Source organism: Proluteimonas luteida (assembly GCF_021191695.1).
In the GTDB taxonomy this organism is placed as follows: Bacteria; Pseudomonadota; Gammaproteobacteria; order Xanthomonadales; family Xanthomonadaceae; genus Luteimonas; species Luteimonas luteida.
This window is the reverse complement of sequence record NZ_JAIWPT010000001.1, coordinates 80,001-105,110: the sequence shown is the minus strand read 5'-3', so window position 1 is coordinate 105,110 and position 25,110 is coordinate 80,001. Positions and strand designations below refer to the sequence as shown.

General features: G+C 70.6%; 29 protein-coding genes and 1 pseudogene. 15 read left to right on the top strand and 15 right to left on the bottom strand.

The features are described 5' to 3' along the window. The first annotated feature begins 30 nt into the window (after positions 1 to 30). Positions 31 to 636: a mechanosensitive ion channel family protein gene (locus LDO26_RS00485; RefSeq protein ID WP_435594003.1), complete on the top strand. Its 606-nt coding sequence runs from the start codon at positions 31 to 33 to the stop codon at positions 634 to 636. 20 nt (positions 637 to 656) lie between these two features. Here the strand turns inward: LDO26_RS00485 and LDO26_RS00480 are convergent, their stop codons facing one another. Then, positions 657 to 1,004, bottom strand: coding sequence for a RidA family protein (locus LDO26_RS00480; protein WP_232129103.1), 348 nt, complete (start codon positions 1,002 to 1,004; stop codon positions 657 to 659). A 122-nt stretch (positions 1,005 to 1,126) separates the two neighbouring features. Beyond that, on the bottom strand, positions 1,127 to 1,390 hold the full coding sequence (locus LDO26_RS00475) for a DksA/TraR family C4-type zinc finger protein (protein WP_232129102.1): 264 nt from the start codon (positions 1,388 to 1,390) through the stop codon (positions 1,127 to 1,129). A 121-nt stretch (positions 1,391 to 1,511) separates the two neighbouring features. Between LDO26_RS00475 and LDO26_RS00470 the strand changes: the two genes are divergently transcribed. Beyond that, positions 1,512 to 2,837: a TIGR03862 family flavoprotein gene (locus LDO26_RS00470; protein WP_232129101.1), complete on the top strand. Its 1,326-nt coding sequence runs from the start codon at positions 1,512 to 1,514 to the stop codon at positions 2,835 to 2,837. Positions 2,838 to 2,921: 84 nt separating this feature from the next. Here the strand turns inward: LDO26_RS00470 and LDO26_RS00465 are convergent, their stop codons facing one another. From LDO26_RS00465 to LDO26_RS00440, 6 genes are all read right to left on the bottom strand, one after another. Then, positions 2,922 to 3,839 (bottom strand): pseudouridine synthase, encoded by a 918-nt coding sequence (locus LDO26_RS00465; protein WP_232129100.1) that lies wholly within the window; start codon positions 3,837 to 3,839, stop codon positions 2,922 to 2,924. Between the two features lie 24 nt (positions 3,840 to 3,863). Next, complete coding sequence (locus LDO26_RS00460) at positions 3,864 to 4,721, bottom strand: PA4780 family RIO1-like protein kinase (protein WP_232129099.1); 858 nt, start codon at positions 4,719 to 4,721, stop codon at positions 3,864 to 3,866. A gap of 204 nt (positions 4,722 to 4,925) precedes the next feature. Then, complete coding sequence (locus tag LDO26_RS00455; RefSeq protein WP_232129098.1) at positions 4,926 to 5,246, bottom strand: type II toxin-antitoxin system RelE/ParE family toxin; 321 nt, start codon at positions 5,244 to 5,246, stop codon at positions 4,926 to 4,928. 4 nt (positions 5,247 to 5,250) lie between these two features. Next, the gene (locus tag LDO26_RS00450; RefSeq protein ID WP_232129097.1) at positions 5,251 to 5,508 is read right to left on the bottom strand and encodes a ribbon-helix-helix domain-containing protein; all 258 of its coding nucleotides are present in this window, start codon (positions 5,506 to 5,508) and stop codon (positions 5,251 to 5,253) included. Between the two features lie 97 nt (positions 5,509 to 5,605). Then, the gene (locus LDO26_RS00445; protein WP_232129096.1) at positions 5,606 to 7,759 is read right to left on the bottom strand and encodes a S46 family peptidase; all 2,154 of its coding nucleotides are present in this window, start codon (positions 7,757 to 7,759) and stop codon (positions 5,606 to 5,608) included. Between the two features lie 129 nt (positions 7,760 to 7,888). Beyond that, positions 7,889 to 8,437, bottom strand: a complete 549-nt coding sequence (locus LDO26_RS00440; protein ID WP_232129095.1) for a YaeQ family protein — start codon at positions 8,435 to 8,437, stop codon at positions 7,889 to 7,891. A gap of 107 nt (positions 8,438 to 8,544) precedes the next feature. On the opposite strand from LDO26_RS00440, the gene LDO26_RS00435 reads away from it, so the two are divergent. The 3 genes from LDO26_RS00435 to LDO26_RS00425 are packed head-to-tail and all read left to right on the top strand — an operon-like array spanning position 8,545 to position 11,665. Further along, a complete protein-coding gene (locus LDO26_RS00435) occupies positions 8,545 to 9,399 on the top strand; it encodes an N-formylglutamate amidohydrolase (protein WP_232129094.1) in 855 nt (284 codons plus the stop codon). Next, the gene (locus LDO26_RS00430) at positions 9,390 to 10,613 is read left to right on the top strand and encodes a tyrosine/phenylalanine carboxypeptidase domain-containing protein (protein WP_232129093.1); all 1,224 of its coding nucleotides are present in this window, start codon (positions 9,390 to 9,392) and stop codon (positions 10,611 to 10,613) included. The genes LDO26_RS00435 and LDO26_RS00430 overlap by 10 nt, the downstream gene beginning before the upstream one ends. Then, positions 10,610 to 11,665 (top strand): ATP-grasp domain-containing protein, encoded by a 1,056-nt coding sequence (locus tag LDO26_RS00425; RefSeq protein WP_232129092.1) that lies wholly within the window; start codon positions 10,610 to 10,612, stop codon positions 11,663 to 11,665. Before LDO26_RS00430 ends, LDO26_RS00425 begins: the two co-directional genes overlap by 4 nt. Positions 11,666 to 11,720: 55 nt before the next feature. Here the strand turns inward: LDO26_RS00425 and LDO26_RS00420 are convergent, their stop codons facing one another. Next, positions 11,721 to 11,879, bottom strand: a complete 159-nt coding sequence (locus LDO26_RS00420; RefSeq protein WP_232129091.1) for a hypothetical protein — start codon at positions 11,877 to 11,879, stop codon at positions 11,721 to 11,723. Between the two features lie 272 nt (positions 11,880 to 12,151). Between LDO26_RS00420 and LDO26_RS00415 the strand changes: the two genes are divergently transcribed. After that, positions 12,152 to 12,871, top strand: coding sequence for a Crp/Fnr family transcriptional regulator (locus LDO26_RS00415; RefSeq protein ID WP_232129090.1), 720 nt, complete (start codon positions 12,152 to 12,154; stop codon positions 12,869 to 12,871). 48 nt (positions 12,872 to 12,919) lie between these two features. On the opposite strand, the pseudogene LDO26_RS00410 reads toward LDO26_RS00415, so the two are convergent. Further along, positions 12,920 to 13,194: pseudogene (locus tag LDO26_RS00410) on the bottom strand (DUF2789 domain-containing protein). A 133-nt stretch (positions 13,195 to 13,327) separates the two neighbouring features. Between LDO26_RS00410 and LDO26_RS00405 the strand changes: the two are divergent. Next, positions 13,328 to 13,612, top strand: a complete 285-nt coding sequence (locus LDO26_RS00405) for a DUF3247 family protein (protein WP_232129089.1) — start codon at positions 13,328 to 13,330, stop codon at positions 13,610 to 13,612. Positions 13,613 to 13,725: 113 nt separating this feature from the next. On the opposite strand, the gene thpR is transcribed toward LDO26_RS00405, so the two are convergent. Together thpR and LDO26_RS00395 are read right to left on the bottom strand one after the other, a co-directional pair. Beyond that, entirely contained in the window at positions 13,726 to 14,316 is a 591-nt protein-coding gene (gene thpR, locus LDO26_RS00400; RefSeq protein WP_232129088.1) for an RNA 2',3'-cyclic phosphodiesterase, read from the bottom strand. A gap of 199 nt (positions 14,317 to 14,515) precedes the next feature. Further along, positions 14,516 to 15,007: a hypothetical protein gene (locus tag LDO26_RS00395; RefSeq protein ID WP_232129087.1), complete on the bottom strand. Its 492-nt coding sequence runs from the start codon at positions 15,005 to 15,007 to the stop codon at positions 14,516 to 14,518. 255 nt (positions 15,008 to 15,262) lie between these two features. On the opposite strand from LDO26_RS00395, the gene LDO26_RS00390 reads away from it, so the two are divergent. From LDO26_RS00390 to LDO26_RS00375, 4 genes are all read left to right on the top strand, one after another. Next, complete coding sequence (locus LDO26_RS00390) at positions 15,263 to 16,543, top strand: MFS transporter (protein WP_255681915.1); 1,281 nt, start codon at positions 15,263 to 15,265, stop codon at positions 16,541 to 16,543. Next, a complete protein-coding gene (gene ggpS / locus LDO26_RS00385; RefSeq protein WP_232129086.1) occupies positions 16,540 to 18,885 on the top strand; it encodes a glucosylglycerol-phosphate synthase in 2,346 nt (781 codons plus the stop codon). Before LDO26_RS00390 ends, ggpS begins: the two co-directional genes overlap by 4 nt. Positions 18,886 to 19,053: 168 nt before the next feature. Continuing rightward, positions 19,054 to 19,449 carry an MliC family protein gene (locus LDO26_RS00380; RefSeq protein ID WP_232129085.1) on the top strand — a complete coding sequence of 132 codons (396 nt, stop codon included), beginning with the start codon at positions 19,054 to 19,056 and terminating at the stop codon, positions 19,447 to 19,449. A 187-nt stretch (positions 19,450 to 19,636) separates the two neighbouring features. Further along, positions 19,637 to 20,941: a short-chain fatty acid transporter gene (locus LDO26_RS00375; RefSeq protein ID WP_232129084.1), complete on the top strand. Its 1,305-nt coding sequence runs from the start codon at positions 19,637 to 19,639 to the stop codon at positions 20,939 to 20,941. A 93-nt stretch (positions 20,942 to 21,034) separates the two neighbouring features. Here LDO26_RS00375 and LDO26_RS00370 read toward each other — a convergent pair whose 3' ends face one another. Continuing rightward, entirely contained in the window at positions 21,035 to 21,211 is a 177-nt protein-coding gene (locus LDO26_RS00370) for a DUF1328 domain-containing protein (RefSeq protein ID WP_232129083.1), read from the bottom strand. A gap of 132 nt (positions 21,212 to 21,343) precedes the next feature. Further along, a complete protein-coding gene (locus LDO26_RS00365; protein WP_232129082.1) occupies positions 21,344 to 22,030 on the bottom strand; it encodes a DUF998 domain-containing protein in 687 nt (228 codons plus the stop codon). Between the two features lie 293 nt (positions 22,031 to 22,323). Here LDO26_RS00365 and LDO26_RS00360 point away from each other — a divergent pair, with 293 nt between their 5' ends. From LDO26_RS00360 to LDO26_RS00350, 3 genes are read left to right on the top strand one after another with little or no spacing between them, the layout of a single operon-like run. Then, positions 22,324 to 22,998 (top strand): class I SAM-dependent methyltransferase, encoded by a 675-nt coding sequence (locus tag LDO26_RS00360; RefSeq protein WP_232129081.1) that lies wholly within the window; start codon positions 22,324 to 22,326, stop codon positions 22,996 to 22,998. Further along, complete coding sequence (locus tag LDO26_RS00355; protein WP_232129080.1) at positions 22,995 to 23,300, top strand: YkgJ family cysteine cluster protein; 306 nt, start codon at positions 22,995 to 22,997, stop codon at positions 23,298 to 23,300. The genes LDO26_RS00360 and LDO26_RS00355 overlap by 4 nt, the downstream gene beginning before the upstream one ends. Positions 23,301 to 23,311: 11 nt before the next feature. Next, positions 23,312 to 23,581, top strand: coding sequence for a hypothetical protein (locus tag LDO26_RS00350; protein WP_232129079.1), 270 nt, complete (start codon positions 23,312 to 23,314; stop codon positions 23,579 to 23,581). Positions 23,582 to 23,632: 51 nt separating this feature from the next. Here LDO26_RS00350 and LDO26_RS00345 read toward each other — a convergent pair whose 3' ends face one another. Then, the gene (locus tag LDO26_RS00345) at positions 23,633 to 24,169 is read right to left on the bottom strand and encodes a DUF2058 domain-containing protein (protein WP_232129078.1); all 537 of its coding nucleotides are present in this window, start codon (positions 24,167 to 24,169) and stop codon (positions 23,633 to 23,635) included. Positions 24,170 to 24,450: 281 nt separating this feature from the next. Here LDO26_RS00345 and LDO26_RS00340 point away from each other — a divergent pair, with 281 nt between their 5' ends. Beyond that, on the top strand, positions 24,451 to 25,050 hold the full coding sequence (locus LDO26_RS00340) for a nitroreductase family protein (RefSeq protein WP_232129077.1): 600 nt from the start codon (positions 24,451 to 24,453) through the stop codon (positions 25,048 to 25,050). Positions 25,051 to 25,110 lie beyond the last annotated feature (60 nt).

The following is a 25,110-nucleotide window of genomic DNA, read 5'->3' as shown; positions in this document are numbered from 1 at the left end:
CGCCGTTGATGCGGCGGACAGGAGTTCGCGTTGGGGTTCAAGCAACATCTGCCGGTCTGGCTCCACGACTGGCTCGACATCATCGTCCCGTTCGGACAGATCCTGCTGATCGTGCTGGCGGCATGGCTGTTGCGCATGCTGGTACGGCGCTTCATCGAGCGCCTGGCGCGACGCTATACGCTGCCGGTCGAGGCCGTGGTCGGCGGCCGGCGCGTCACCGCGTTCCTGATCTTCTTCGGCGCGCTGCTGATGATCCTGGAGCGGCTGGGCGTATCAGGCACGGTGCTGTGGACGGCGTTCACCGGTTTCGCGGCCGTCGGCGCGGTCGCGTTCTTCGCCGCGTGGAGCGTGCTGTCGAACATCTTCTGCGCGATGCTGATCCTGACCACGCGCCCGTTCCGGCTGCACGACCACATCGAAATGCTGGAGAACGGCGAGAAGCCCGGCCTGCGCGGCCAGGTGATCGACATCAACCTGATCTACACCACACTGCGCGAACCCGACGGCGGGCCGACGCAGGGCACGACGCTGCAGATTCCCAACAGCCTGTTCTTCCAGCGCACCGTGCGCCGCTGGCGCGAAGGGCCGCCGGCGCCCCGGCGACCACCCACGCAGGGCGATCCGCTCGACATCTGATCGCCCGTTGGCGCAGCGGTTCAGCCGACCGCGGCGGTGACCACGATCTCCAGCTTCCACGCAGGATCGGCCAGCCGCGCCTCGACCGTGGCCCGCGACGGCGCCTGCCCCGGCACCACCCAGCTGTCCCAGACCGCGTTCATGCCGTCGAAATCGGCGATGTCGGCGAGGTAGATCTGCGCGTGCAGGATCCGGGTCCTGTCGCTGCCGACCTCGGCCAGCAACGCGTCAATCGCGTCGAGCACCTGCCGGGTCTGGGTCGCGATGTCGGCATCGCCATCCTCCGGCACCTGGCCGGCAAGCCAGGCCACGCCGTTGTACACGCTGGCCTCGGACATGCGCGGGCCGGCATCGAATCGCTGGATCATGGGACGCTCCATGGCAGTAGGCGCGCCAAGGTACGGTGCCGACGGCGAAGCGGCAAGCCGCAGGCCAGGACGATGCCTGTCCTGCGCGACCGCGCGGAACGGCACACGTACTGCCGGCGCCGTCAGCGCAACTGGCTGTCCTTGCTGCCGCGGCGGTTGTAGCCTGCCGCGCTGCGCTCGGCATCGTGCGCCGACTGGCACTGCACGCACAGGCGCACGCCCGGCAGCGCCTGGCGCCGCGCCTCGGGGATCGGCTCGTCGCATTCCTCGCAATGGGTCAGGCTCGGACCGGTCGGCAGTTTGCTGCGGGCACGCTTGATCGCGTCTTTCACGGTCGCGTCGATCTGGTCCTGCACAGCGCCGTCGCCGGCCCAACCGGTGGCCATGGGATGCCTCCTGCCCGATTCCGTCAGAAATGTCGCCGAGCCAGCATAGCAACGCGCGCATGGCTGCCGGCTAAGCGCCCGCGGCGGCAACCGCCGGCGCACGGAGCCGCATAATGGCGCGATGTCCGACGCCCTGTCCCCTGCCCGCGCCACGGTCACCGGAGCTCCGCCTGCGCCGCCGCGCCTGGCCATCGTCGGCGGCGGCCCCGCCGGCCTGTACGCAGCCGAAATCGCGCGCCGTGCGGGCGTGGAGGTCGACCTGTTCGATGCCAAGGGCTCGGTCGGACGCAAGTTCCTGATCGCCGGCAAGGGTGGACTGAACCTGACCCATTCCGAGCCCCGACCGGCGTTCGATGCGCGCTACGGCACGCGCGTGGCCGAGGTGGGCCGCTGGCTGGACCGGTTCGATGCCGACGCGCTGCGCGCCTGGGCCGCCGGGCGCGGCGTCGACACCTTCGTCGGCAGTTCCGGCCGGGTGTTTCCACTCGATCGCAAGGCCGCGCCGCTGCTGCGCGGCTGGGTGCGGCAGCTGCGCGAGGATGGCGTGCGCCTGCACATGCACCACCGTTGGCAGGGCTGGGACGAGAGCGGCGCGCTGCTGTTCGACACGCCCGGCGGCCGCGTCGCCCATGCCACCGACGCGACCCTGCTCGCGCTCGGCGGCGGCAGCTGGCCGCAGCTCGGATCGGACGGCGCCTGGCAGGCGATCCTGCAGGCACGCGGTGTCGACGTCGCGCCGCTGCTGCCGGCCAACTGCGGCTTCGACACCGGCTGGAGCGCGCATCTGGCCCAGCGCCATGCCGGCGCGCCGCTGAAGCCGGTGGTGCTGCACTGGACCGGCGGCGACGGTCGCACGCACAGCCTGCAGGGCGAATGCGTGCTGACCGCGACCGGCATCGAGGGCAGCGCGATCTATGCGGCATCGGCCGACCTGCGCGACGCGATCGTCCGCGACGGCCACGCGCTGCTGCACCTCGACCTGGCGCCGGGCCGCGACCTTGCGCGGCTGCAGGCCGACCTGTCGAAGCCGCGCGGGCGCCGCAGCCTCGGCGAACACCTGCGCCGCGCGGCCGGCATCGGGGGCGCGAAGGCCGGGCTGCTGTTCGAGGTGCTCGACAAGGCCGCGCTGCAGGATCCGGCGACGGTCGCCGCGGCGCTCAAGCGGCTGCCGCTGCGGCTGACCGCGCCGCGTCCGGTCGACGAGGCGATCAGCAGCGCCGGCGGCGTGCGGCTGGAGGCGATGACCGGCGACCTGATGCTGCGCGCCCTGCCCGGCGTGTTCGCCGCCGGCGAGATGCTCGACTGGGAAGCGTCGACCGGCGGCTACCTGCTGACCGCCTGCTTCGCCAGCGGCGCGGTCGCCGCCGAGGGTGCGCTGCGCTGGCTGGGCCACGGCGGCGCCCCGGCACGCACCGCCGCGCGCCTCCCCTTGGATGCCGCAAGGTGACGGTCCGCGTTTCCGGCCTGTCCCGCGCCCTGGCGCTGCCGCCACGCTGCTGCGTCCCCGAAGGGCGCAGGGCGCCGGCGCCGCTCAATCCGCGCGCTGATCCCGCGACAGCGGCAACAGCCGCAAGCTGCTGTCGAACCGGCGCGGGCGCCCGTCCAGCGGGTCGTCGAATGCCAGCGAGCGGGCCAACAGTTGCAACGGGCGCGTGGGATCGTCGGCCCCCTCGTCGCCCGGCACCGGATACCACGGGTCGTGCAGGATCGGCGCGCCCAGCGCAGCCATGTGCACGCGCAACTGGTGCTTGCGGCCACTGACCGGCTTGAGTCGGTAACGCCACAGCGGGCCATCGCCCGCGATGACGTCGATCCGGGTCTCGCTGTTCGGCGCACCGTCGACCTCGCGCATGCGGAAGAACGGCGTGCCGCGTTCGAGCCGGCTGCGACGCACATGCGGCAGCGCCAGGTCCGGCAACGCGGGCGCGGTCGCTTCGTAAGTCTTGTCGATGCGCGCTTCGCGCAGCAGCGCCTGGTAGCGCGCGCGGGTCGCCGGATTGGCCGAGAACAGCACCAGGCCGGCGGTGGCCCGGTCGATGCGGTGCAGCGGCACCAGCGCTGGATTGTCGAGGCGGCGGATCAACCGGGTCAGCAGGGTCTGGGTGACGAACGCGCCGGTCGGCGCCACCGGCAGGCCGTGCGGCTTGTCGGCAACCACCAGATCGGCATCGGCATGCAGGATGTGCTCGGCCGCGGTGATCGCCGGCTCGTCGGCGACCTCGCGGTAGTAGCCGATCTCGGCGCCGAGCCGGTATGGCGTCCGCAGCGTGATCGGCCGGCCATCGGCGTCGAGCACCCCGCCGGACGCGATGCGCCCGCGCCACACCTCGGCCGGGATGCGCGGAAAGCGCGCGACCAGCGCCTCGAACACCGTCGCCCACGGTCCCGGCGGGAGCTGCAGGCGGCTGGCCGGTACGCCATCGCGGGCGGGAAACCGCGGCGCGCTCATCGCCTGCGATGCATCAGGTGCGGCTCAATCCGCAGCATCGGCCTCTTCCCGGCCCTGCTGGCGGATGATCGCCTCCTGGCGCGCATCCTCGATCGACCACAGCACCGCGCGGGTGTCGGCGGCATGAGTGTCGAACACGAATTGCCCGGTCAGCGGCGAATCGGCGCGCAGCTCGCCGGCCTCGAACAGCGCCCACATCTCCTCGCCGTAGTGGGTATCGGCCAGCTCCGGCGCGAAGCGCGCCAGGCTGTCGCGGATGTTGTGCACGTCGCGCAGCAGCATCGTGCGCGCGGCGTTGTTGCCGGCCGCGCTGACCACCTGCGGGAAATCGATCAGCACCGGGCCGTCGGGCGCGACCAGTACGTTGTACTCGGACAGGTCGCCGTGGATCATGCCCAGCAGCAGCATCCGCACGACATCGCGCACCAGCATCGCGTGGTAGTCGCGCGCCTGCGCCGGTTCCAGTTCCACCTCGCCCAGGCGCGGCGCGCTGAAGCCTTCGGCATCGGTCACCAGGTCCATGACCAGCACCCCGTGGAAGAATCCATAGGGCTGCGGCACGCGCACGCCGGCATCGGCCAGCGCGTACAGCGCGTCGACCTCGGTGGTCTTCCACGCGGCTTCCTGTTCGCGGCGGCCGAACTTCGTCGCCTTGCCCATCGCGCGCTGCTCGCGGCTGCCACGGGCCTTGCGGCCTTCCTGGTACTGCACGCGCGCCTGGAAGCTGCGCTGGGCCATGTCCTTGTAGACCTTGGCGCAGCGCACCTCGTCGCCGGCGCGCACGACGTAGACCGATGCTTCCTTGCCGCTCTTGAGCGGCCGCAGCACGGCATCGATGATGCCGTCGTCGATCAACGGCTGCAGTCCCTGCGGGGTCTTCATGGGGCCGGCGTGTTCCGGGGATGGCCGGGCATTGTGCGGCCAAACCGCCCGCGGCATCCGAACGGCGGCCGACCGGGATGCGCAACCTGCTTCATCGTGTCGGGCGAAGGCAGCACTTTCTCACCATCGTCGGATACGGCCATCGAGCGATCAATCAGCCGCAAGCGCGCTTGCGGCACTGGAGATCACAATCGACCAGAGCAGTCATGGGCCGAAATCCTCCCGGAAGCGGTCGATCTGGTGCATCCGCGCGTGCAGGATGGTCACGATGCCGATGTCCCCGTTCGACAGCCGGCGCCAGTAGACGACGTGCCGTCCGTAGCGGAAGAAGCAGCCTTCGATGCCGAACTCGGCCGGAATGGGCCGTGACGGCGTGCGATGGGTCGACAGGCCCTCGCACGCCTCGAACAGGCCGGTGATGTAGCGGTCGGCCTGCTGCGCGCCCCAGCGATCGCGCGTGTAGCGATAGATCTCGTCGAGCCGCCAGGACGCGGCCTCCTGGACTCGGACCTGCGCCCGGGGCACGCGATCAGCTCCGGTTGCGTGCGATCACGTCGGCCGCGGTCAGCGGCGTGTACGACGATTCCGGCGCCGCATAGGCCTGCGACAGCTCGGCCTTGAGCCGTTCGAAGGCTTCCTGCTCCTTGCGCGCCTTGTCGCGCCGGATCAGGTCGCGGACGTATTCGCTGACGTTCTCGTAATCGCCATGCTCGCCGACGTTGGCGGCGACGTAATCGCTCAAGGGACCGCTGAGGCGGACCGTCATGGTGGTGGTCGTTCGGGCCACGGGCTGTCCTCTGGCTGGCGACGTATTCAATATAATCAAAAACGAATACAAAACCAACGCGGCCGGCAGGCCACCCCCCTCCATTTCATGTCCACGCTCAGCGCGCCGGCAGGCCCATTTCCTCGAGCAGCGCCGGCGCCGGATAGACCTTGGCCATCAGCCAGCGCATGTAGCGCATGTCGACGTGGATCGCGCGCTTGGTGCGCGGGTCGAACCACCAACTGGCGCTGACCGACTCCCAGTTGCTGTCGAAGTTCAGCCCGACCAGCCGGCCGCGCGCATCGAGCACCGGCGAGCCGGAATTGCCGCCGGTGGTGTCGAGGTTGGTCAGGAAGTTCACCGGCTGGGTGCCGAGCGCGGCATCGGCGGTGCCGGCGAAATCGCCCTCGGCGATCGCCTCGAGCAGCGGCGCGGGCGCGTCGAACGGCACCTGCCCGGTGTGCTTCTCGACGATGCCGGCGACCGTGGTCACCGGGGCGAACGTCACCGCGTCGCGCGGCGACAGCGCCTCGACCCGGCCGTAGCTGACCCGCAGCGTGCCGTTGGCATCGGGGTACAGGGCGCGGCCCTGGGTCTTGCGCCAGGCCGACAGCGCAGCCATGTACATCGGCCGCAGCCGCAGCAGGTCGCCGTCGTTGGCCTTGCGTGCGGCCTCGATGCGCAGGTTCGCCTGCACCAGTTGCGCGGCGGCGGCCAGAAGGGGGTCGTCGGCCGGCGCGCCGCCGTCGCGGATCGCGGCCAGCGCCGACAGCCGCGCCTGCTCGCCGGCCAGCGCGGTGCCCGCATAAAGCCGGTCCAGCGCCTCGTCCAGCTGCGCCGGCGACTGGCCGAACACCGCGTCGTACTCGGGTTCGCGCAGATGCTCCGGCAGGGCCTGGTAGCGGGCCAGCAGCACGCGCAGCAGCGCCTTCTCCGCGTCCGGCGCATAACGGCGCTGGGCCTGCTTCAGTACGCCCTCGATCAGCGCCAGGTCGCGCGCCTGGTAGCCGGTCTCGCGCGCCGCGTCCGGCTTCGGCAGTTCGATCCGCAGCCGCTCCAGCAGCAGTGCCGAGCGCAGCAGCTGGCTCTGGCTCGCGAGCAGCCCCAGCAGCAGGTCGCGCTCGCCGTCGCCCAGGGCGATGCCGATGCTCGCGTCGAACGCCGCCAGCGCGGCCTCGTCCGCCGCGTCGCGCGACTGCGCCGCCCACATCTGCCGTTCGTCCTCGGCACGCAGCCGCACCGCGTCGCTGCGCAGCAGGCCTTCCAGTTCGCCGGCGGCGCGCTTGCGGTTGTTCTTCAGCGACTGCAGCTGCGATGCATAGCGGGTGCGCACGTCGGCATCGCCCTGCCCTGCCTCCTCGACCGCGGCGATCAGTGCGTCGAACACCGCGACCCGCTGCGGCAGCGTCTGCTCGACCTGGTGCGCGAATTCGGCGGCGGTGCGGTGCCGGTAGGTGATGCCGGGATAGCCGGCCAGCATCGCGAAATCGCCCGACTGCAGGCCCTCGCGCGCGACCTGCAGGTGCGCCGGCGGCTGGTAGGGCACATTGTCCGGGCTGTAGGCGGCCGGCTTCCCATCGCGGCCGACATAGGCACGCAGCAGGGTGAAGTCGCCGACGTGGCGCGGCCACATGAAGTTGTCGACCTCGTCGCCGTAGTTGCCGATCGAACGCGGCGGCGCGTACACCAGCCGCACGTCGCGCAGTTCCAGCTGGGTGACGCGGTAGAAATCGGTGCCGTAGTACATGTTGGCGACGCTGCAGCGCACGCCCCCGGCCTGCTCGCAGTCGGCGACGATGCGCTTGCTGGCCACGTCCACCGCGTCGAAGTACGCGCGCCCGCTCTTGCCGCGCGCATCGGCCAGCACCTCGTCGGTGACCCGGTCGAAGCCGACCGTCACCAGCACGCGGAAATCCGGGTTGGCCGCGCGCTCGTCGCCGCGGCCGTCGGCGATGAAGCCGCCGTCGATGATGTCGTGTTCGGCGCTGCTGTTGTACTGGATCACACCGTAGGCCACGTGGTGGTTGGTCAGCAGCAGGCCGTCGCCGGAGACGAACGCGCCGGTGCCGCCGCCGACCCGCACCACCGCGCTCAGCGGCGGCCGGGTGACGTCGGCCAGTTCGGCGGGACTGCCGCGGAAACCCGCCTCGCGCAACGGCCTGGCGAGATCGGGCAACTGGGTGGGCATCCACATGCCCTCGTCGGCATGGGCGGCGGAAGACAGGACGAGGCCGGCGACGAGCGCGGCGGCGAGGGGACGGTGGATCGGCATGGGGCACATCCGCAACGACAGGACAGCCCGCGACCTTAGAACATTTCCGCGGCGGATGGCCGCAATCGGCGCTGCCCGCGCCCTGCGTGGTCCTGTCGCCGCGGGCCTGCCGCGGCATCGCAGCCGCGCTCAGCCGGCCGCGCGCAGGCGCCAGGTCGGGGTCATCGCGATGTTGTCGGCATCGCTCATCAGCTGCAGTTCGCCGTCCTGCAGCATCGCGGTCAGGCGCATGCTCCGCTGCAGCAGCGCGGTCGCGGCCTCGATCGAGGCCGGGTCGAGGTCGACGACGGTCAGGTTCTTCAGCCGCGACAGGGCGTTGGCGTGCTTGTCCCACCAGATGCCGGCGGCGTTGCCGCTGTAGTTGACCACGACCACCTGGCGCGCGCGGCCGCTGGCCTTGCGGATGCGGCTCTCGTCGGGCTGGCCCAGGTCGATCCACTGCTCGATGTCGCCGGTGTAGTCGCGGCGCCACAGGTCCGGCTCTTCTTCATTGCTCAGGCCGCGGCCGAACTCCAGGCGTTCGTCGGCGAACAGGGCGAAGGCGATCAGCCGCGCCATCAGCCGCGCCGCGGTTTCCGACGGGTGCTGGGCCAGCACCAGCTCGTGCGCGGCGTAATAGTGCCGGTCCATGTCGCTGACCTGCAGCTCGGCTTTGTACACGGTGGCCTTGGGCGACATCATCGGGACCTGCGCGGGAAGGCGCGGATTGTAGGTTAATTGCGCGTGGACGCCGCGCCCGGTGCCGGTCACGACGAACTCATGCCGGCATTGCGATGCTCCGCGCCATGCCCGACGACGTCCGCCGCACGCCCGCGCCCTGGTTCACGCCCGACATCCCGCCCGCCCTGCGCCAGCCCGACCCGGCCTGGGACCTGGTCGTGACCGACGGCCCGGTGATCGCCACCGCGATCCACGACGGCCATGCGCTGCGCGAGAGCCTGCGCGCACGGGTCGCGCTCGCCGACGCCGACCGCCGCCGCGAGGAGGATCCATTGACCGGCCTGCTGACGGCCGTCGGCGACACCCGCCTCCGCGTGCGCCAGTCGCGCTTCGAAGTGGACCTGAACCGCAGCCGCGAGCAGGCTGTCTATGCCACGCCCGACGCCTGCTGGGGTCTGCAGGTCTGGGACGCGCAGCTGCCGGAACCGGAGGTCGCGGCGTCGCTGGCGCTGCACGAACGCTTCTACGCGATGGTCGGCGAACTGCTCGAGCGCACCGTCGCCCGCTGGGGCTGCGCGCTGCTGATCGACCTGCACAGCTACAACCACCGCCGCGACGGTCCCGACGCCGCCGCGGCGCCGCGCGCGGGCAACCCCGACATCGAGCTGGGCTTCACCACTTTCGATGCCCGGCGCTGGGGCGGTACCGCGCGCCGCTTCGCCCAGGTGCTGCGCCGGCATCCGGTGCGCGGCGCACTGCCCGATGTCCGCGCCAACGTGCGCTTTCCCACCGGCGGCCATTTCCCCGAATGGGTGTACGCGCAGTGGGGCGACCGGGTCTGCACCATCTCGCCCGAGTACAAGAAGATCTTCATGGACGAATGGACCGGCCAGGCCGACATCGCCGCGCTGTACGCGCTGCGCGACGGCCTGCAGCACGCGGTCGACGCGGTGCGCCCGGAGTTCCTGGCGTGTCGCTGACCGCCGCGGCGCTGCCCCCGTTGCCGGTCGTGCGCCCGCTGCCGCCGGTCGCGGCGCACGTGGACGCAGCGCTGGCGCGGCTGGATGCGCGCATCGACTGGCTGCTGGCGCTGTCGCCGATCGACGGCGCCGCGCTGTGGCGCGCGTTCGATGCCGGCGGCCGACGGCACGAGCCGCCGCTGCGCTACATCGACCTGGAAAGCGACCTGCCGGCGGCCGAGGCCGAGCTCGACGCACTGCCGGTCGCCGACATCGAGGCGCCGGCGCTGCAGGCGTTGCTGGCCGGAAAGCAGCAGGAACTCGCGCGCATGATCCGGCTGGTGCGCGCACGCGGCGGCGACGACTTCATTGCCGCCAGCATCGGCCTGTTCGGCGATGTCGACGACGACCTGCTGGCACTGGCCACCGACATCCTCGACAGCGTCGGCAGCAGCGACCCGCTGCCCGCCGACGCCGGCATCGACGTGGTCCATGCCGCGGTCCTGGCCGAGATCGACTGGTATCGCAGCCAGGCACCGGATTTCCATATCGACGTGGTCGTCGACACCGACATCAGTTCCATGCTGATGGTCTCGCATGGCACCTTCTACATCGACGGCAACATCCGCCTGCCGCAGGCGCGGGTGCAACCGCTGATCCAGCACGAGATCGGCACGCACGTGGTCACCCGCCACAACGGCCGCAGGCAGGCGCTCCGCCAGCTCGAGGTCGGGCTGGCGCAGTACGACGCCACCCAGGAAGGTCTGGGCGTGCTGGCGGAGTTCCTGTCCGGCTTCCTGCCCGGCGAACGCCTGCGGGTGCTGGCCGCGCGCGTGGTCGCGGCGCGCATGGCGGTCGACGGCGCGACGCTGCCGGCGATCTTCCAGCGCCTGCACGTCGCGCACGCACTGCCGACCGACGACGCCTTCGATGTCGCCGTGCGCGCGCGCCGCGGCGGCGGCCTGACCAAGGACGCGGTGTACCTGCGCGGCATCCGCGACCTGCTCGCCTACCTGCAGGCGGGCGGCGCGTTCGAGGCGCTGTTCGTCGGCAAGTTCGCGCTGCCGCAGCTGGAACTGCTCGACCGGCTGGTCGACGACGGCTGGGTCGTGCCGCCCGCGCTGCTGCCGCGCTACAGCGTTGCCGCGGAGTTCGCCGAACGCCTGGCCGACTGCCGCGACACGCCGGTGCAGCGGCTCTACCAGACCCATCGCCCACCGGAATCCCGCGCATGAGCCCGATCAGCCTCGGCTTCGTCGTCAACGACGTCGCCACCGAGAAGAACAACTACACCACGGTCCGCCTCGCCCGCCATGCCGTGAACCGCGGACATCGCGTCGCGCTGATCGGCCTGGGCGATTTCACCTACGACGCCAACGGCAGCGTCCTGGCACAGGCGCACCTGCCCTGCCATGACCACTACGCCGACGACGACACGCTGCTGGCCGACCTGCAGGGCGAAGGCTGCCGCACCGAGCGGCTGGCGGTGGGCGAACTCGACGTCCTGCTGCTGCGCAGCGATCCCGCCGACGAGACGGTGGACCGGCCATGGTCGCCGACCAGCGGCCTGCTGTTCGCGCAGCTGGTGACGCTGGGACGCACCATCGTGCTCAACGACCCGACCCATCTGACCGACGCCTCGAACAAGACCTATTTCCAGCACTTCCCCGAGGAAGTGCGGCCGGTCACCTGCATCACCCGCGACGCCGACGAGATCAAGGCGTTCATCGCCACCCACGACGGCCATGGCGTGATCAAGCCACTGCAGGGCTCCGGCGGCCAGGGCGTGTTCGTGGTGACGCCCGACAGCGGCGGCAACCTCAACCAGATGATCGACGCGGTGCTGCGCGACGGCTACGCCATCGTGCAGCAGTACCTGCCGAAGGCCAAGGACGGCGACCTGCGCCTGCTGACGCTCAACGGCCGGCCGTTGCAGGTCGACGGCACCTTCGCCTGCATCCGCCGCTACAACGACAGCGGCGACGCGCGCAGCAACATCAGCGCCGGCGGCAAGTACGAGATGGCCGTGCCCGGTGCCGACGCGCTGCGGCTGGCCGAGACGGTGGCGCCGAAACTGATCCGCGACGGCATGTATTTCGCCGGGCTGGACATCGTCGGCGACAAGCTGATGGAGATCAACGTCGACACGCCCGGCGGCATCAACATGATCGAGGAACTGACCGGCATCGACTTCAGCGGCCACATCCTCGACGACCTGGAACGCAAGGTGCGGCTGCGCGAGCAATACCGCGGCACGCTGGGCAACGCCGAGCTGGCGATGCTGTAGGCATCCGCCACCGCTGCGTCGAGCCGCGCGTCGTGGCAGCAATCCGGTCCCGGACCTATTCCGGCAGTTCCCAGAACGCGCGGATCAGCGGTTCGACGTCCTGCCAGTCGAGTGTGGGATCGCGGCGCACCCGCAGCCAGCCCTCGCGCAGCTGCGCGACGCAGGCCTCCCAGGGGAGGTCGCCGTGGTACTCGCGCGACATCTGTCCGAACACGCGGCAAAGCTCCACATCATCTGTTTTCAAGGCCATCCTTCGACAGGCATCGGCGACCGGGTGGGCGCCGCCCGGGCCAGGCGGACACCCCAGTCAGGAAAGTGGAGGTTCCCGGCAGCGTGCATCCGCGTCTGTTCGGTAACGCACGTTAGGGTTCCGGCCGGCTTCGGTTACCTTGTACGTATGCGCGCTGCCGCACATACGAATACCCATTCAGGCACGAGAATCGCTCGCCGCCGCCGCCGACGACCTGACTGGAAGCGCCCTTGCAGATGAAGAAGAAAAACCCGTGGTCGCCCAGGAACGGGCTGCTCAACGACCTGCCGCCGGATGCCTGCGATCGCCTGTCCGACGAATTGCAGCTGGTGGAGATCCCGGTCGGCAAGGTGCTGTTCGAACCTTACGCGCCACAGGCCGCGTTGTACTTCCCGCGCGAAGGCATCGTGTCGGCGACGCTGGTGCTGGAGAACGGCGACAGCAGCGCGGTGGCGATGGTCGGGAACGAAGGCGCCGTCGGGCTGGCGCTGCTGACTGATGGCCGCAGTTCGCCGGCGCGCTACGTGGTGCAGGCCGGTGGCGAGGCCTTGGTGCTGCGCAGCGACGTCGCGACCGCGGAATTCCGTCGCGGCGGCGCATTCCAGCGGATCATGCTGCGCTTCATGCAGGCCTTCCAGACCCAGGTCGCCCACACCGGCGTGTGCAACCAGCATCACACCGTCGAAAAGCAGCTGACACGCTGGCTGCTGCAGGTGCACGACAGGATCGGCTCGGCGGAGATCCGCATGACCCAGGAGCAGATCGCACACCTGCTCGGCGTGCGCCGCGAAGGCATCACCGAAGCGGCGCGGCGACTGCAGGAGGACGGCTGCATCCGCTACAGCCGCGGCCTGATCCAGGTGCTGGAACGCGAAGGCATGGCCGACCGCGCCTGCGAGTGCTACGGCGTGGTCCGCCGCGAGTACGACCGCCTGCTGTCGGTGGCCGACGCCTGAGCCGGGCCCGCGGTGCGCGGCACGACGCCGCCGCACACCGCGCAAGACTCATCGCTCCGGCGCGCCTTCGCCTTCGCCCTCGACCTGCGGGTCCGCATGCAGGGCAAGATTCAACTGGTCGATGACGACGATCCAGTCGGCGTCGTCGATGCGCTCCTCGCGCAGCAGGTCCGCCTGCGCCGCCGACCAGAACGGCGCTTCCTCGAGCCGCATGTCGTCGGGCAACGGCGAATGGGTGGCGATGAAGGCCGGATCGACGCCGCGTCGTCGGGCAGGCCCAGCTGCTTGAACAGTTCGGAAAACGGGTGGACGGTCTGGTCCATCTGCGACTCGCTGCGGGGAGGGACCGCAAGCGTAGCGCGGCGGCGCGTCGACGCAATGGGAGGATGCGCCCGGCCGTCACCGCGTCTTGCCGGCGCAAGCGGCAGGCTTGCAGCGCCTGACCGGAGCCCGACCATGCACCCCACGCCGCCACGCCTGCACACCGATGCCGCGGACATCGCGCGCATCAACGCGAACATCCACGCCCTCGACGACGAGGCCACCGTCCGCCTGACCCTGGCCGACGGCACGACGCTCGACGGCACCGTCACCGCGCGCCCGACGATCGAGACCTTCCGCGCCGCCGACGGCCACGAAGGCCACAACGCCCTGCTGCGCCTCGACGATCTCGAGGACCCGGCCAGGTCGCACCTGGTGTGGGTGGACGACATCGTCGACATCACCCGCCTGCTGGACTGAGAGGCCGGGAGCGGTTTTTCCGCCTGCTGCGCGACCGCCGCCGAACGTGCATGCCCGCAGCCCGCCCGGCTCGCCCCAGCGGGCCGGCGAACACCATCGCAGGCCGGGATCCGCTACGCGCCGAGCGCCCATTCGCCGAGCCGCGCGTAGTCCCTGCAACCCGCGATGCTGTGGACAAGGACGAAACGCGTGGCCTGCCAGCGCACAGGCGACGCCACCGCGACCGGTACGGGCAAGGCGATGCGCGGGCGCGCCAGCGTCACGTGCGGCACGAACCTGGCATGGCCGGCATCACGCAGGCCCGCGATGCGGCAGGCGTCGCGCAACTGCCGCTGGAAGGCCAGCAGCGCGGGATTGGCATCGTCGGCGGCGCGCAGCACCGTCGGCGGCTGGCTTCCCTGGAAACTGGCGATACGGTCCAGCACCACCGGGAACGACGTGGCCTGCAGGCTTGCCGCGGCGCGCGTCGCCGCCTCGATCCAGTCGACGCGCGGACCGGCGGTCTCGCCCAGATACAGCAGCGTGAGGTGCAGGCGATGGGAGGGCGTGGCGCGTGGATCGCCGAGCGATGGCGCCACGTGCCGCCACGCGGCCTGGATCGCGTCCTGCGCCGCCGCATCCGGCAGCAGCGCGAAGAACAGGCGATGCAGGGGCAGGACGGCGGCGGCGAACAGATCGGGCTGCGTGCGGGGTAGCGGCGTCATGCCCCGATTGTCCCACGCAGGCAACGCGGCCCGGTCGGGGGCGATGACCATGCCGGGAGAACCTGCTCCCGGATGGCAGGCCGCCGCAGGACCAGCCGCAGGTCAAACGCCCCCGACGGCAGACACCCAGCGTCGGCCGCGTGGGGCCGACCTACGATCATGCTGCGCGAAGTAGCCGGGACGTTGAGGGGGATACCTCTCAGCCCTCTTCCGGCGGCTTCGGCGGCGGCATCGTCGCCGGCCGTGCGCAGCCCCGGATCGCCGCGCCGCCGTCGATCGCCAGCAGCCCGGTCATCGGGAACACCGCGCCGGACATGTCGTCCTCGCAACGCATCCTGCGTACCGTCACCACGACCTCGCCGGCCGCGTCGCTGGCGGCGATGCGGCGGCCGCCCGCGGTCATCGACGACGAGGCGCCGGACAGCCGACGCTCCGGCGCGTCGACGCCGGTCAGCACGATGCTGTCGCCTTCCACCCGTGCCTGCCAGAAGGGTTCGTTCGTGGAAACGATCACGTCCTCGTCGGCCGTGTGCGCATCGCCGGATTCTTCACTAGCGGACACGCCAGCGGCCGGGGCCGCGGTCGCGCCCTCGTCCGTACCGGCCCGGTCCGCATCGCCGGCCGGAGGTGTCCCGCCACAGGCGGCCAGCAGCAGGCCCGGCAGCAGGATCGAAAACATTCGTGGACGCATCGCGACCTCTCCTCGGTGGATGTGGCCGCCATCATCACGGCTCCGGGGTGCACGCGGGATGCAATCCTGCCGGCGCATTCACCGCCGGTTCCGGCTTCGCACCGGAGATGACGTCGGTGTCGCAAGCGCTTGTTCCGCAAGGGATTTCTGCTGCATTGCAGCATCCTCGGGAACGGAAAATTCTCCATATTTATCAATGTGTTACAATTCACCGTCGTTCATCGACCGGAGACCGCCATCGCCGTTGTCCGAGCTCTGACCGCGTTGCTCGCCGGTGTTGCCCTGCTGCTGATGGGCAGCGGCCTGCTCGGCACCCTGCTCGCGGTCAACGGACGACTGGCCGGCTTCGACGAACAGACCCTCGGCCTGATCATGTCGGGCTACTTCGTCGGGTTCTTCCTCGGCACCTATGTCGCACCCGGCCTGATCCAGCGCATCGGCCACATCCGCGCCTTCGGTTTCTACGCGCCGCTGTGCGCGGCCGCGGTACTGCTGCATCCGGTATTCGTCGATCCGTGGATCTGGATGGTGCTGCGGGTGATCACCGGCATCGCGCTGGTCGGCCTGTACACGGTCATCGAGAGCTGGCTCAACGTGCAGGCGCCGCCGGACAAGCGCAGCCAGGTGTTCGCGGTCTACATGGCGGTCAACCTGCTGGCACTCGCCGCCGGACAATGGCTGATCGGCATCGAGGATCCGGCATCGTTCGTGCTGTTCAGCGTCGTGGCGATCCTGATCTGCCTGGCCGCGCTGCCGGTGGTCGCCAGCCGCATGACCCAGCCGACCCTGCCGGCGACGCCGCGACTCGCACTCGTCGCGTTGTGGCGCGCCGCGCCGGCGGCGGCCAGCGGCGCGCTGCTGGCCGGGCTGGCGATGGGCGGTTTCTGGGGCATGGGCGCGGTCTACGCCGACGGCCTCGGCCTCGACGTGCACGGCATCGCCGCGCTGATGAGCGCGACGATCCTCGGCGGCGCGGTGCTGCAGTGGCCGATCGGCCGGCTGTCGGACCGCGGCGACCGGCGCACGACGCTGGCGGTGGTCTGTGCGCTGGCGGCGCTGGTCGGCATCGCGATGGTGTTCACCGCCGCGCGTTCGGAAACGGCGCTGTTCGCGTTGTTCTTCGTGTTCGGCGGGCTGGCGTTCGCGATCTACCCGCTGTGCGTGGCCCACCTGCTCGACCACCTGCCGACCGAGGACACGCTGTCGGGCTGCTCCAGCCTGCTGCTGCTCAACGGCGTCGGTTCGGCGATCGGTCCGGCGCTGGTCGGCGCGCTCATGGTCCGCGCCGGTCCCGGCGCGCTGCCGGCCTCGTTCGCGGTGATCCTCGGCGTGCTGGCCGCCATCGCCGCCGGCCGGCGCCTGGTCCGCCGCCGCGACCGCGACAGCCCCGCCAGCTTCCACCCGATGCTGCGCATGACGCCGACATCGCTGGAAATGCTGCCGGAGACCGGCGCCGCGCCCGAGGGGCCGGACCGGTCCAGCGCGGCCGCCGAAGACGCCTCTCCCTCCCCTTCATCCCACAAGGAAGCCCATTGATTTCAGACAACCTGACCACCGATCTCTCACCCGCGAATACCCCGTTCGTGCCGCGACTGATGCTCGCGACCGACCTCGACGGCACCTTCCTCGCCGGATCCCCCGCGCATCGCCAGCAGCTCTACCGGCTGGTCGACCGCCATCCCGAGATCCGCCTGACCTTCGTCACCGGCCGCGGCCTCGAGGCCGTCATGCCGCTGCTGTCCGATCCCAGCCTGCCGCGCCCCGACTACGTGATCTGCGATGTCGGCGGCACCGTCGTCGACGGCCGCACGCTGCAGCCGATCCAGCCGCTGCAGACCCGCATCGACCGGCGCTGGCCCGGCGAACATGCCGTCGCCGAGGCGATGGCCGACTTCCCCGGCCTGGTACGCCAGGACGTGCCGCAGGAGCGCCGCTGCTCGTACTTCTGCGAGCCGGAGGCGCTGGCGTCGGTGCGCAGCGACATCGAGGCGGCCGCGCGCGCCCTCGACTGCTCGGTGCTGTACTCGGCCGACCGCTACCTCGACATCCTGCCGCCCGACACCGACAAGGGCCGCACGCTGGCCGCGCTGGCCGACCACCTCGACCTGCCGCACGAGCGCGTGCTGGTCGCCGGCGACACCCTCAACGACCTGTCGATGTACATCTCCGGCTTCCAGGGCGTGTGCGTCGGCGAATCGGAGCCCGCGCTGGTCGACGCGACCAACCAGCTGGCGAACGTGTTCCATGCGCGCGAACCGGGCTGCGGCGGCATTCTCGAGGCGGTCGCCCACTTCGGCCTGCTCGACGCCGACGACCCGCATCTGAAGATCCGCGCGCCCGAGGCGACCGGAAAGTCCGAGCTGGTCATGGTCTACCACCGGCTGCCGTACGAGGAATACGTCGAGGACGGCGAGCGCAAGCGCCGCCGGCCGACCTCGCCCAACGGCATCATCCCCAGCCTGCTCGGCTTCTTCGGCGGCGGGCAGAAGGGCTCGTGGGTCGCGTGGAGCATCGACGATCCCAAGCTCGGCAAGTTCCAGACCCACACCCCGGTCGACAGCGACGCCTACCCGGACCTGACGGTCGCGCGCGTGCCGCTGACCAAGACCGAGGTCGACGCGTTCTACAAGCGTTTCTCCAAGGAAGCGTTCTGGCCGATGCTGCACACCTTCTGGGAGCGCGCGCGCTTCCGCGAGGACGACTGGAAGATCTTCCTGCGGGTGAACCGCAAGTTCGCCGAGGCCACCGCCGCCGAGGCCGCGCCGGGCGCCACGGTGTGGCTGCACGACTACAACCTGTGGATGGTGCCGGCCTACCTGCGCGAACTGCGCCCGGACGTGCGCATCGCGTTCTTCCACCACACCTACTTCCCGTCGGCCGACGTGTTCAACGTGGTGCCTTGGCGGCGCGAGATCCTCGGCAGCCTGATGCAGTGCGACTACATCGGCTTCCACATCCCGCGCCAGGTCGAGAACTTCGTCGACGTGGTGCGCGGCGCGATGCCGACCGAAACCCTGTCCCGCGAAGGCTGCGCGCCGCGCTTCCTGACCTACGGCTGCGCGGTCGGCCTGGACGACATGACCACCCGCCTGCGGGTCGGCGACCGGACCATCGGCCTGGGCGCGCACCCGGTCGGCACCGACCTGCGCCGGATCGAGAGCGGTCTTGCGCACCCGCACGTGCGCACGCGGCTGGAGAAGATCCGCCGCGAGTTCAGCGGCCGCAAGCTGGTGCTGTCGGTCGAACGGCTGGACTACACCAAGGGTACGCTGGAGAAGCTGCTGGCGTTCGAACGCCTGCTCGACGAGCAGCCGGATCTGCGCGGCAAGGTCAACCTGCTGATGATCTGCGTGCCGGCGGCCAAGGAGATGACCGTCTACCGCCAGCTGCAGACCCAGATCGAACAGGCCGTCGGGCGCATCAACGGCCGCTACTCGATGCTCGACTGGACCCCTGTGCGGTTCTTCTCGCGCGGACTGCCGTTCGAGGAGGTGCTGGCGCACTACGCCGCCGCCGACCTGATGTGGATCACGCCGCTGCGCGACGGGCTCAACCTGGTCGCCAAGGAGTTCATCGCCGCGCAGGGCATCGAAGGCAGCGCCGGCGTGCTGGTGCTGTCGGAGTTCGCCGGCGCGGCCGCGGAACTCAAGGGCGCGGTGCTGACCAATCCGCACGACCAGGTCGACCTGGTCGCCGGCCTGCGCCAGGCGCTGGCGATGCCCGACCACGAGGCGGCGGCGCGCCAGCGGCAGTTGTACGACATCGTCAGCCACTACGACGTCGACCGCTGGGGCCGCGATTTCCTCGACGCGGTCCAGGCCAGCGGCAGCGGCGCGGACCGTCACCGCTACGCGATGCGGGGATTGGCCGCGGCCTGACTCCCGGGCGGCGTCTGCGGGGTTCTCCGCGGGCCCATGGCGATCGGCAATGCTGCGGTGCACCCTCGCCGCAGCGGCCTCGCGCGTATGCTGGATCCGGGCCCGCGCCCCCGCGCGGGCTGCCGGTACGACCCGCACCCACTGATCCGCTTGATGAGGAGACGACCCATGCGCCACGCTCCCTTCCTGACGGCCGCAGCGATCTGTACCCTGCTGGTGGCCTGCAGCCAGGCCGAAGCGCCGCCCGACACCACCGTGCCCCCGCCTGCCGCCGCCGACGCCGATGCGGCCACCGAGCCGGAAACCCCATCGACCGACGCCGCGCCGGCGGTGTCGATGTACGACTGCGAAGGCACCCGCATCACCGCGACCTTCGACGGCGACGCGGCCAGCGTCTCGGTCGACGGACAGGTACTGGCCCTGTACAGCGAGCCCGCCGCGTCCGGCGCCAAGTACGCCGACGAGGCCGGCAACGTGCTGTGGACACGGGGTCCCAACGACGCCCTGCTGACCGTCGTCGGCCAGCCCGACCGCGCCTGCATGGCGGTCGCGCCGCCGCACTGACGCCGCGTCGGCACCGGTGCCACCGTGTTGCAGAGGCCGCCTCCGGGCGGCCTCTGCGCATGGGTACGCGCGTGTCCGGCGACGCCTCCAGCCACGCGGGAGGCAGGATTGCAAACCGACCAAGGTCTAGCATGCTGCGACGCAGCAGGCCGTTATCGTTCCCGGTCCCCATGCCGGTTGACCGTCCATGTTCCAGCGCGCCACCCGCCTCAGCGTCCGCCTCGTCGAACGCTTCCTGCCCGATGCCTACGTCTTCGTCCTGATCTTCACCGCACTGGCGGCCGTCGCCGCGTTCGCGATCGAACGCACCGCCCCGCTCGACCTGGTGCGCTACTGGGGCGCGGGATTCTGGGAGCTGCTGGGCTTCTCGATGCAGATGCTGCTGGTGCTGGTGACCGGCTTCATCCTCGCCAAGACCCCGCCGGTCAAGCGGATGCTGACCTGGCTGGCCTCGCGCTGCCGCACGCCGAAGAACGCGATCGTCGTCGTCACCCTGGTCGCGCTGGCGGCGAACTGGATCAACTGGGGCTTCGGCCTGGTGATCGGCGCGCTGTTCGCGCGCGAGGTCGCCAAGCATGTCCGCGTCGACTACCGCCTGCTGGTGGCCAGCGCGTACTCGGGCTTCATCGTCTGGCATGGCGGCCTGTCGGGCTCGATTCCGCTGACCATCGCCACCGAGGGCCACTTCCTGCAGGACGCGATCGGCATCATTCCCACGTCGGAGACCCTGTTCGCGCCGTTCAACCTGCTGATCATCGCGCTGCTGGTGGTCGCGGTGCCGCTGATCAACCGCGCGATGACCCCACCCGACAAGGACGCGGTGCTGTTCACGCCGCCCGACGACCCGGCGCCGCCGGAGCTCGAGCACGACGCGCATCCGGCCGAGAAGCTCGAGCACGGCTGGATCCTGTCGGTGGCGATCGGCGTGGCCGGCCTGGTGTACCTGGTCGACTACTTCGTCGCCGGCGGCGGCCTGAACCTCAACATCGTCAACTACGGTTTCCTGATGCTGGGCATCACCCTGCACCGCACGCCGGCGCGCCTGCTGGCGGCGCTGCAGGAGGCGATCAAGGGCGGCGCGGGCATCGTGGTCCAGTTCCCGTTCTACGCCGGCATCATGGCGATCCTCGTGCACTCGGGACTGGCCACGACGCTGTCCGAGTGGTTCGTGGCCTTCGCCAGCGCCGACAGCCTGCCGTTCTGGACCTTCCTGTCGGCGGGCCTGATCAACATGTTCGTGCCGTCGGGCGGCGGCCAGTGGGCGGTGCAGGCACCGGTGATGATCCCCGCGGCGCAGGCGCTGGGCGCGGACCTGCCGCGCGTGGCGATGGCGGTCGCCTGGGGCGATGCCTGGACCAGCATGCTGCAGCCGTTCTTCGCCCTGCCGCTGCTGGCGATCGCCGGCCTGAAGATCAAGGACATCATGGGCTACTGCCTGATGCTGCTGATCGCCTCCGGCGCGATCATCGGCCTGGTGCTGGCGCTGTTCTGACACGCCCGTGCCGCGCGCCATCCATGAAAAACGCCCGCGCCGCCGGTGGCGGACGCGGGCGATGGGGGCATGCCGTACAGCGGCGCGCCGGCGTCAACTCGATACTTTCTTCGCCACCGTCATGCCGAGCACGAACAGCACCACGGCGATGATGATCGCGGCCCAGAACAGGAACTTGGCGATGCCGAACGAGGCGCCGGCGACGCCGCTGAAGCCGAGCACGCCTGCGATGAGGCCGATGACGGCGAAGATGATGGCCCACTTGATCATGACGTTCTCCTGGTGGCGACCGGTGGAAGGCAAGGGTCCATGCCGGTGCGGCATGCCGCCGTGGCTGGATGAGGCGCATTCTGTCGGGCCGCCGGTGCGGCCGGCGTGAACGGGTGACGCGGTGTGCGGACGTCAGCGCATGCGCCCCGCGTCGGGCGCCGCGCGGGGCCTGCCGACGCGCGTGCGTCGCCACAGCATCAGGCAGGCCGTGACCAGCCAGCCGAGCATCAGGGCGATGACCGCCTTCTGCGCCAGGCCGCGCGGCGCATCGCGCCACAACGCCAGTCCCCAGACCGAGGCGAAACAGGCCAGCGCCCATGCCAGCAGCCATGGCCACGCACGCCGCCAGTGCGGGTCCAGCCGCAAACGCATCGCCTGCAGCACCATGGCGGTGGTCGCGCACAGGAACGCCGCCTGCGCCGAGACGCCGTGGACCAGGCCCTCCAGCGTGCGGTCGAGGCCGGGCAGGTCCATCCACGCATACGCCGTCGTCGTCAGCGCGATCCCGCCGAGCACGAACAGCAGCAACGGCGCCGCGCTGCGCGAGGCCGGCACCATCGCCCGGCGCAGGCCGACCGCCAGCGCGATCATGCCGATGCTCAGGCACGCATAGGCCGCCTGCAGCAACGGCCCCCAGGCGCCGATCAGGTACAGGCTCATCTGGCTGTGCACCGGGTCGAGCTCGGGCCGCAGTCCGTGCAGCGCGAGCGCGGCGGCGACGAACACGAGGATGCTCGACAACGCCAGCAGGCTCCAGGCGTGCGCGACGGCAGGTGCAGCGGCGGGAGGAACGGATCTCGTCGGCGGATCGGCGGCCATGCAGGCACGATGGGATGCGGAAGCGGAGGCGTCGCGCCGACCGGCAGGGCCGACGCGCACCCGATTGTCGGATGCGCGCGCCGCACGCGGCAAGCGCACTGCCCGGCCGCGCCTTGCGCAGTGGCGGAACGACGCGCGAATGCCGGCCCCACCGGGAATTTCACACCACGGTGCTAGGATGGCCCATGGGCGTCCGTCCCTCCATGCGTCCCGCGCGATCCTCACCGTCGCACGCCTCGCTTCCTCCCACGCGTCATCGCCCGCTTTCCGGGCGACGCCCTACTGGAAGCGCCGTGCCCGGCTATTCGACCCGCAACCTCACCGTACTCGTCGGCGGACACCCGTTCCGGCTGCGCGTGCTCAGCGACCGCCAGCAGTTCTCCGATCCCGACGGACACGGTGCGCGGCTGGGCATCTCGTCGGCGCAGTGGTGCCTGTTCGGACAGCTGTGGCCGTCGGGCCGGCTGCTCGCGCAGGCGATGGACAAGGCTGACATCGCGGGCAAGCGGATCCTCGAGATCGGCTGCGGCATCGGCCTCGCCAGCCTGGTCCTGCAGCGCCGAGGCGCCGACGTCGTCGCCTCGGACATGCACCCGCTGGCCGAGTCGTTCCTGGCCTACAACGCGGCGCTGAACGCGCTGCCGGCGGTGCACTACCGGCAGATGCGCTGGGACCAGCCGCTCGAGGCGCTGGGCGATTTCGACATGATCATCGCCAGCGACGTGCTGTACGAACGCGGCCATGCCGCGCTGCTGGCGGGCATCGTCGAGCGCTTCGCACGCGACCGCGCCGAGGTGCTGGTCACCGATCCGGGACGCGGCAACAGCGCGCCGTTCACGCGGATGCTGGACCTGCAGGGATTCGACGTCAGCGAATCGCGCTGCGCGATGGACGACGCCGACGTCGAGATCCGGCGCGGCCGGCTGCTGCATTACCGCCGCGCCACCGCGACGGTACGCACGTCGTGAGCGCGGCCGATGTCGACTGCGACCGCTGCGACGCGGTCTGCTGCCGGCTGACCGTCGTGCTGCAGTCGGGCGACGACGTGCCGGAACGTTTCACCGATGTCACCGACGCCGGCCTGCACGTGATGGCGCGCGATGACGAGGGCTGGTGTGTGGCGATCGACGCGGCGCGGATGTGCTGCTCGATCTACGACACCCGGCCCGAGGTCTGCCGTCGCTTCGTGATGGCGGGCCCCTACTGTCGCGGCATCCGCGACGACTATGCCGATCGCAATACGCGCGGCATCCCACTGGTCATGTACTGACGGAGGCCATCATGCCACGTGCCAAGAAACCCGCCCTTCCCCCTTCCAACACCAGCCACCTGTTCGTGGGTCGCAAGACCAGCGACCGTGGCGCATCGATGACCAGCGATCGCATCGCCAACGATCTCGCGGATTTCCGCAAATCCGGCGGCCGCATCGAGGTCCTGGGCGTCACCCGCACGCTGACCCGGCTCGATGCCGAGGCCCCGGCCGCCAAGGCTGCCGAGGCGGCGAAGTCCGGAGACGCGGGCAGACCGAAGAAGCGCAGCGACCGCGGCTGACGGCAGCGCGGGCTTGCGTCGGCGTCGCGCGTCCGGCCGGGCGCCGGCCGGCTACCAGACCAAGTCGTCCGGTACCGCGAAGCGCGGATCGTCGTAGGTCCCGTCGCCGTCGTCGACCTGCGGCATGGCCGCGTGATCGACGACGATCGCATCGGGGTCGCGCGCACGCACCTTGTCGGCGACCGCACGCGGAATCACCGCATGGCCGCCATCCAGCGCCGCGATCACCAGCGCGCCACTGGCCAACTGCCGTGCCTGCGCATCGCCGACGATCACGCTGCCCGTCGCACTGGCCGTGGCGAAGCGGTAGAGCCGCTCGCCCTCCGGCGACACCCTGGCATCAAGGATCAGCTGCCGTGCCTGCAGTTTCTGTTCGCGGATCCGCGCCTGCCGGTTGTGTTCGGCAGCCAGCGCGCGGTCGCGCCCGGCCTTCTCCTGCCGCAGGCGTTCGATCTCCTGCTGCGCCGGCGACGGCGCGGGCGGCTGCTTGCCCTGGCGCGCCTTCGCCTGCTCGCGCACCACCTGCGCCACCTTGCCCTTCTTGACCAGGCCGGCCTTCAGCAACTGTTCCTGCAGGGGATTGCGCATCGTTCCGGCCCGTCATCGTGGAGCCGCCATGATAGCGGGCGCGATCGCCGCCGCCCCGCTGCCGCGACATTCGGGCATGGACCGCGCGCATTCGCCATGCATGCGCTTGCCGTGCCGAGTGCTTGCGGCGGGGGCGGCGAGTTCTTGCGCGGCCACTGACGCAACGATCCATTCCGGACGCGCCGGTCGTTGCCGGCCGGAGGCGACGCCACACTTGAATCCACGCCGCGATATGGAACGCAACCACGCGGCGCCTCCCCTCCCGGACACCGAGCACTCCCATGACCAATGCCTTCCTCGAAACGGCCAAGCGCCGCCGCACCCAGTACAGCATCGGCAGGAACGTGACCCTGTCGAAAGACCAGATCACCGACCTCATCGAAACCGCGATCAAGCAGGCCCCCTCCTCGTTCAACTCGCAGAGTTCGCGCGCGGTGATCCTGTTCGGAGACCAGAGCGTCCGGTTCTGGGACCTGGTCAAGGACGCGCTGCGCGCGGTCGTGCCGGCGGAGGCCTTCGCCCCGACCGAGGCCAAGATCGACGGCTTCGCCGCGGGCATCGGCACCGTGCTGTTCTACGAGGACCAGGACGTGATCAAGGGCCTGCAGGAACAGTTCCCGCTGTACGCCGACAATTTCCCGGTCTGGTCCGAGCATGCCAGCGGCATCGCCCAGTACGCGGTGTGGACCGCGCTGTCGGAAGCCGGCATCGGCGCCAGCCTGCAGCACTACAACCCGCTGCCCGACGCCGCGGCCGCCGCCGAATGGAAGCTGCCGGCCAGCTGGAAGCTGCGCGCGCAGATGCCGTTCGGCTCGCACGAGGCGCCGATCGGCGAGAAGACCTACATCGACGACGCCACCCGGTTCCGCGTCTTCGGCTGAGAGGCCGAAAGCAGTTCGCCCGCCTATTGCGGTCGCCGCCGAACGCCCGTGACGGCGGCG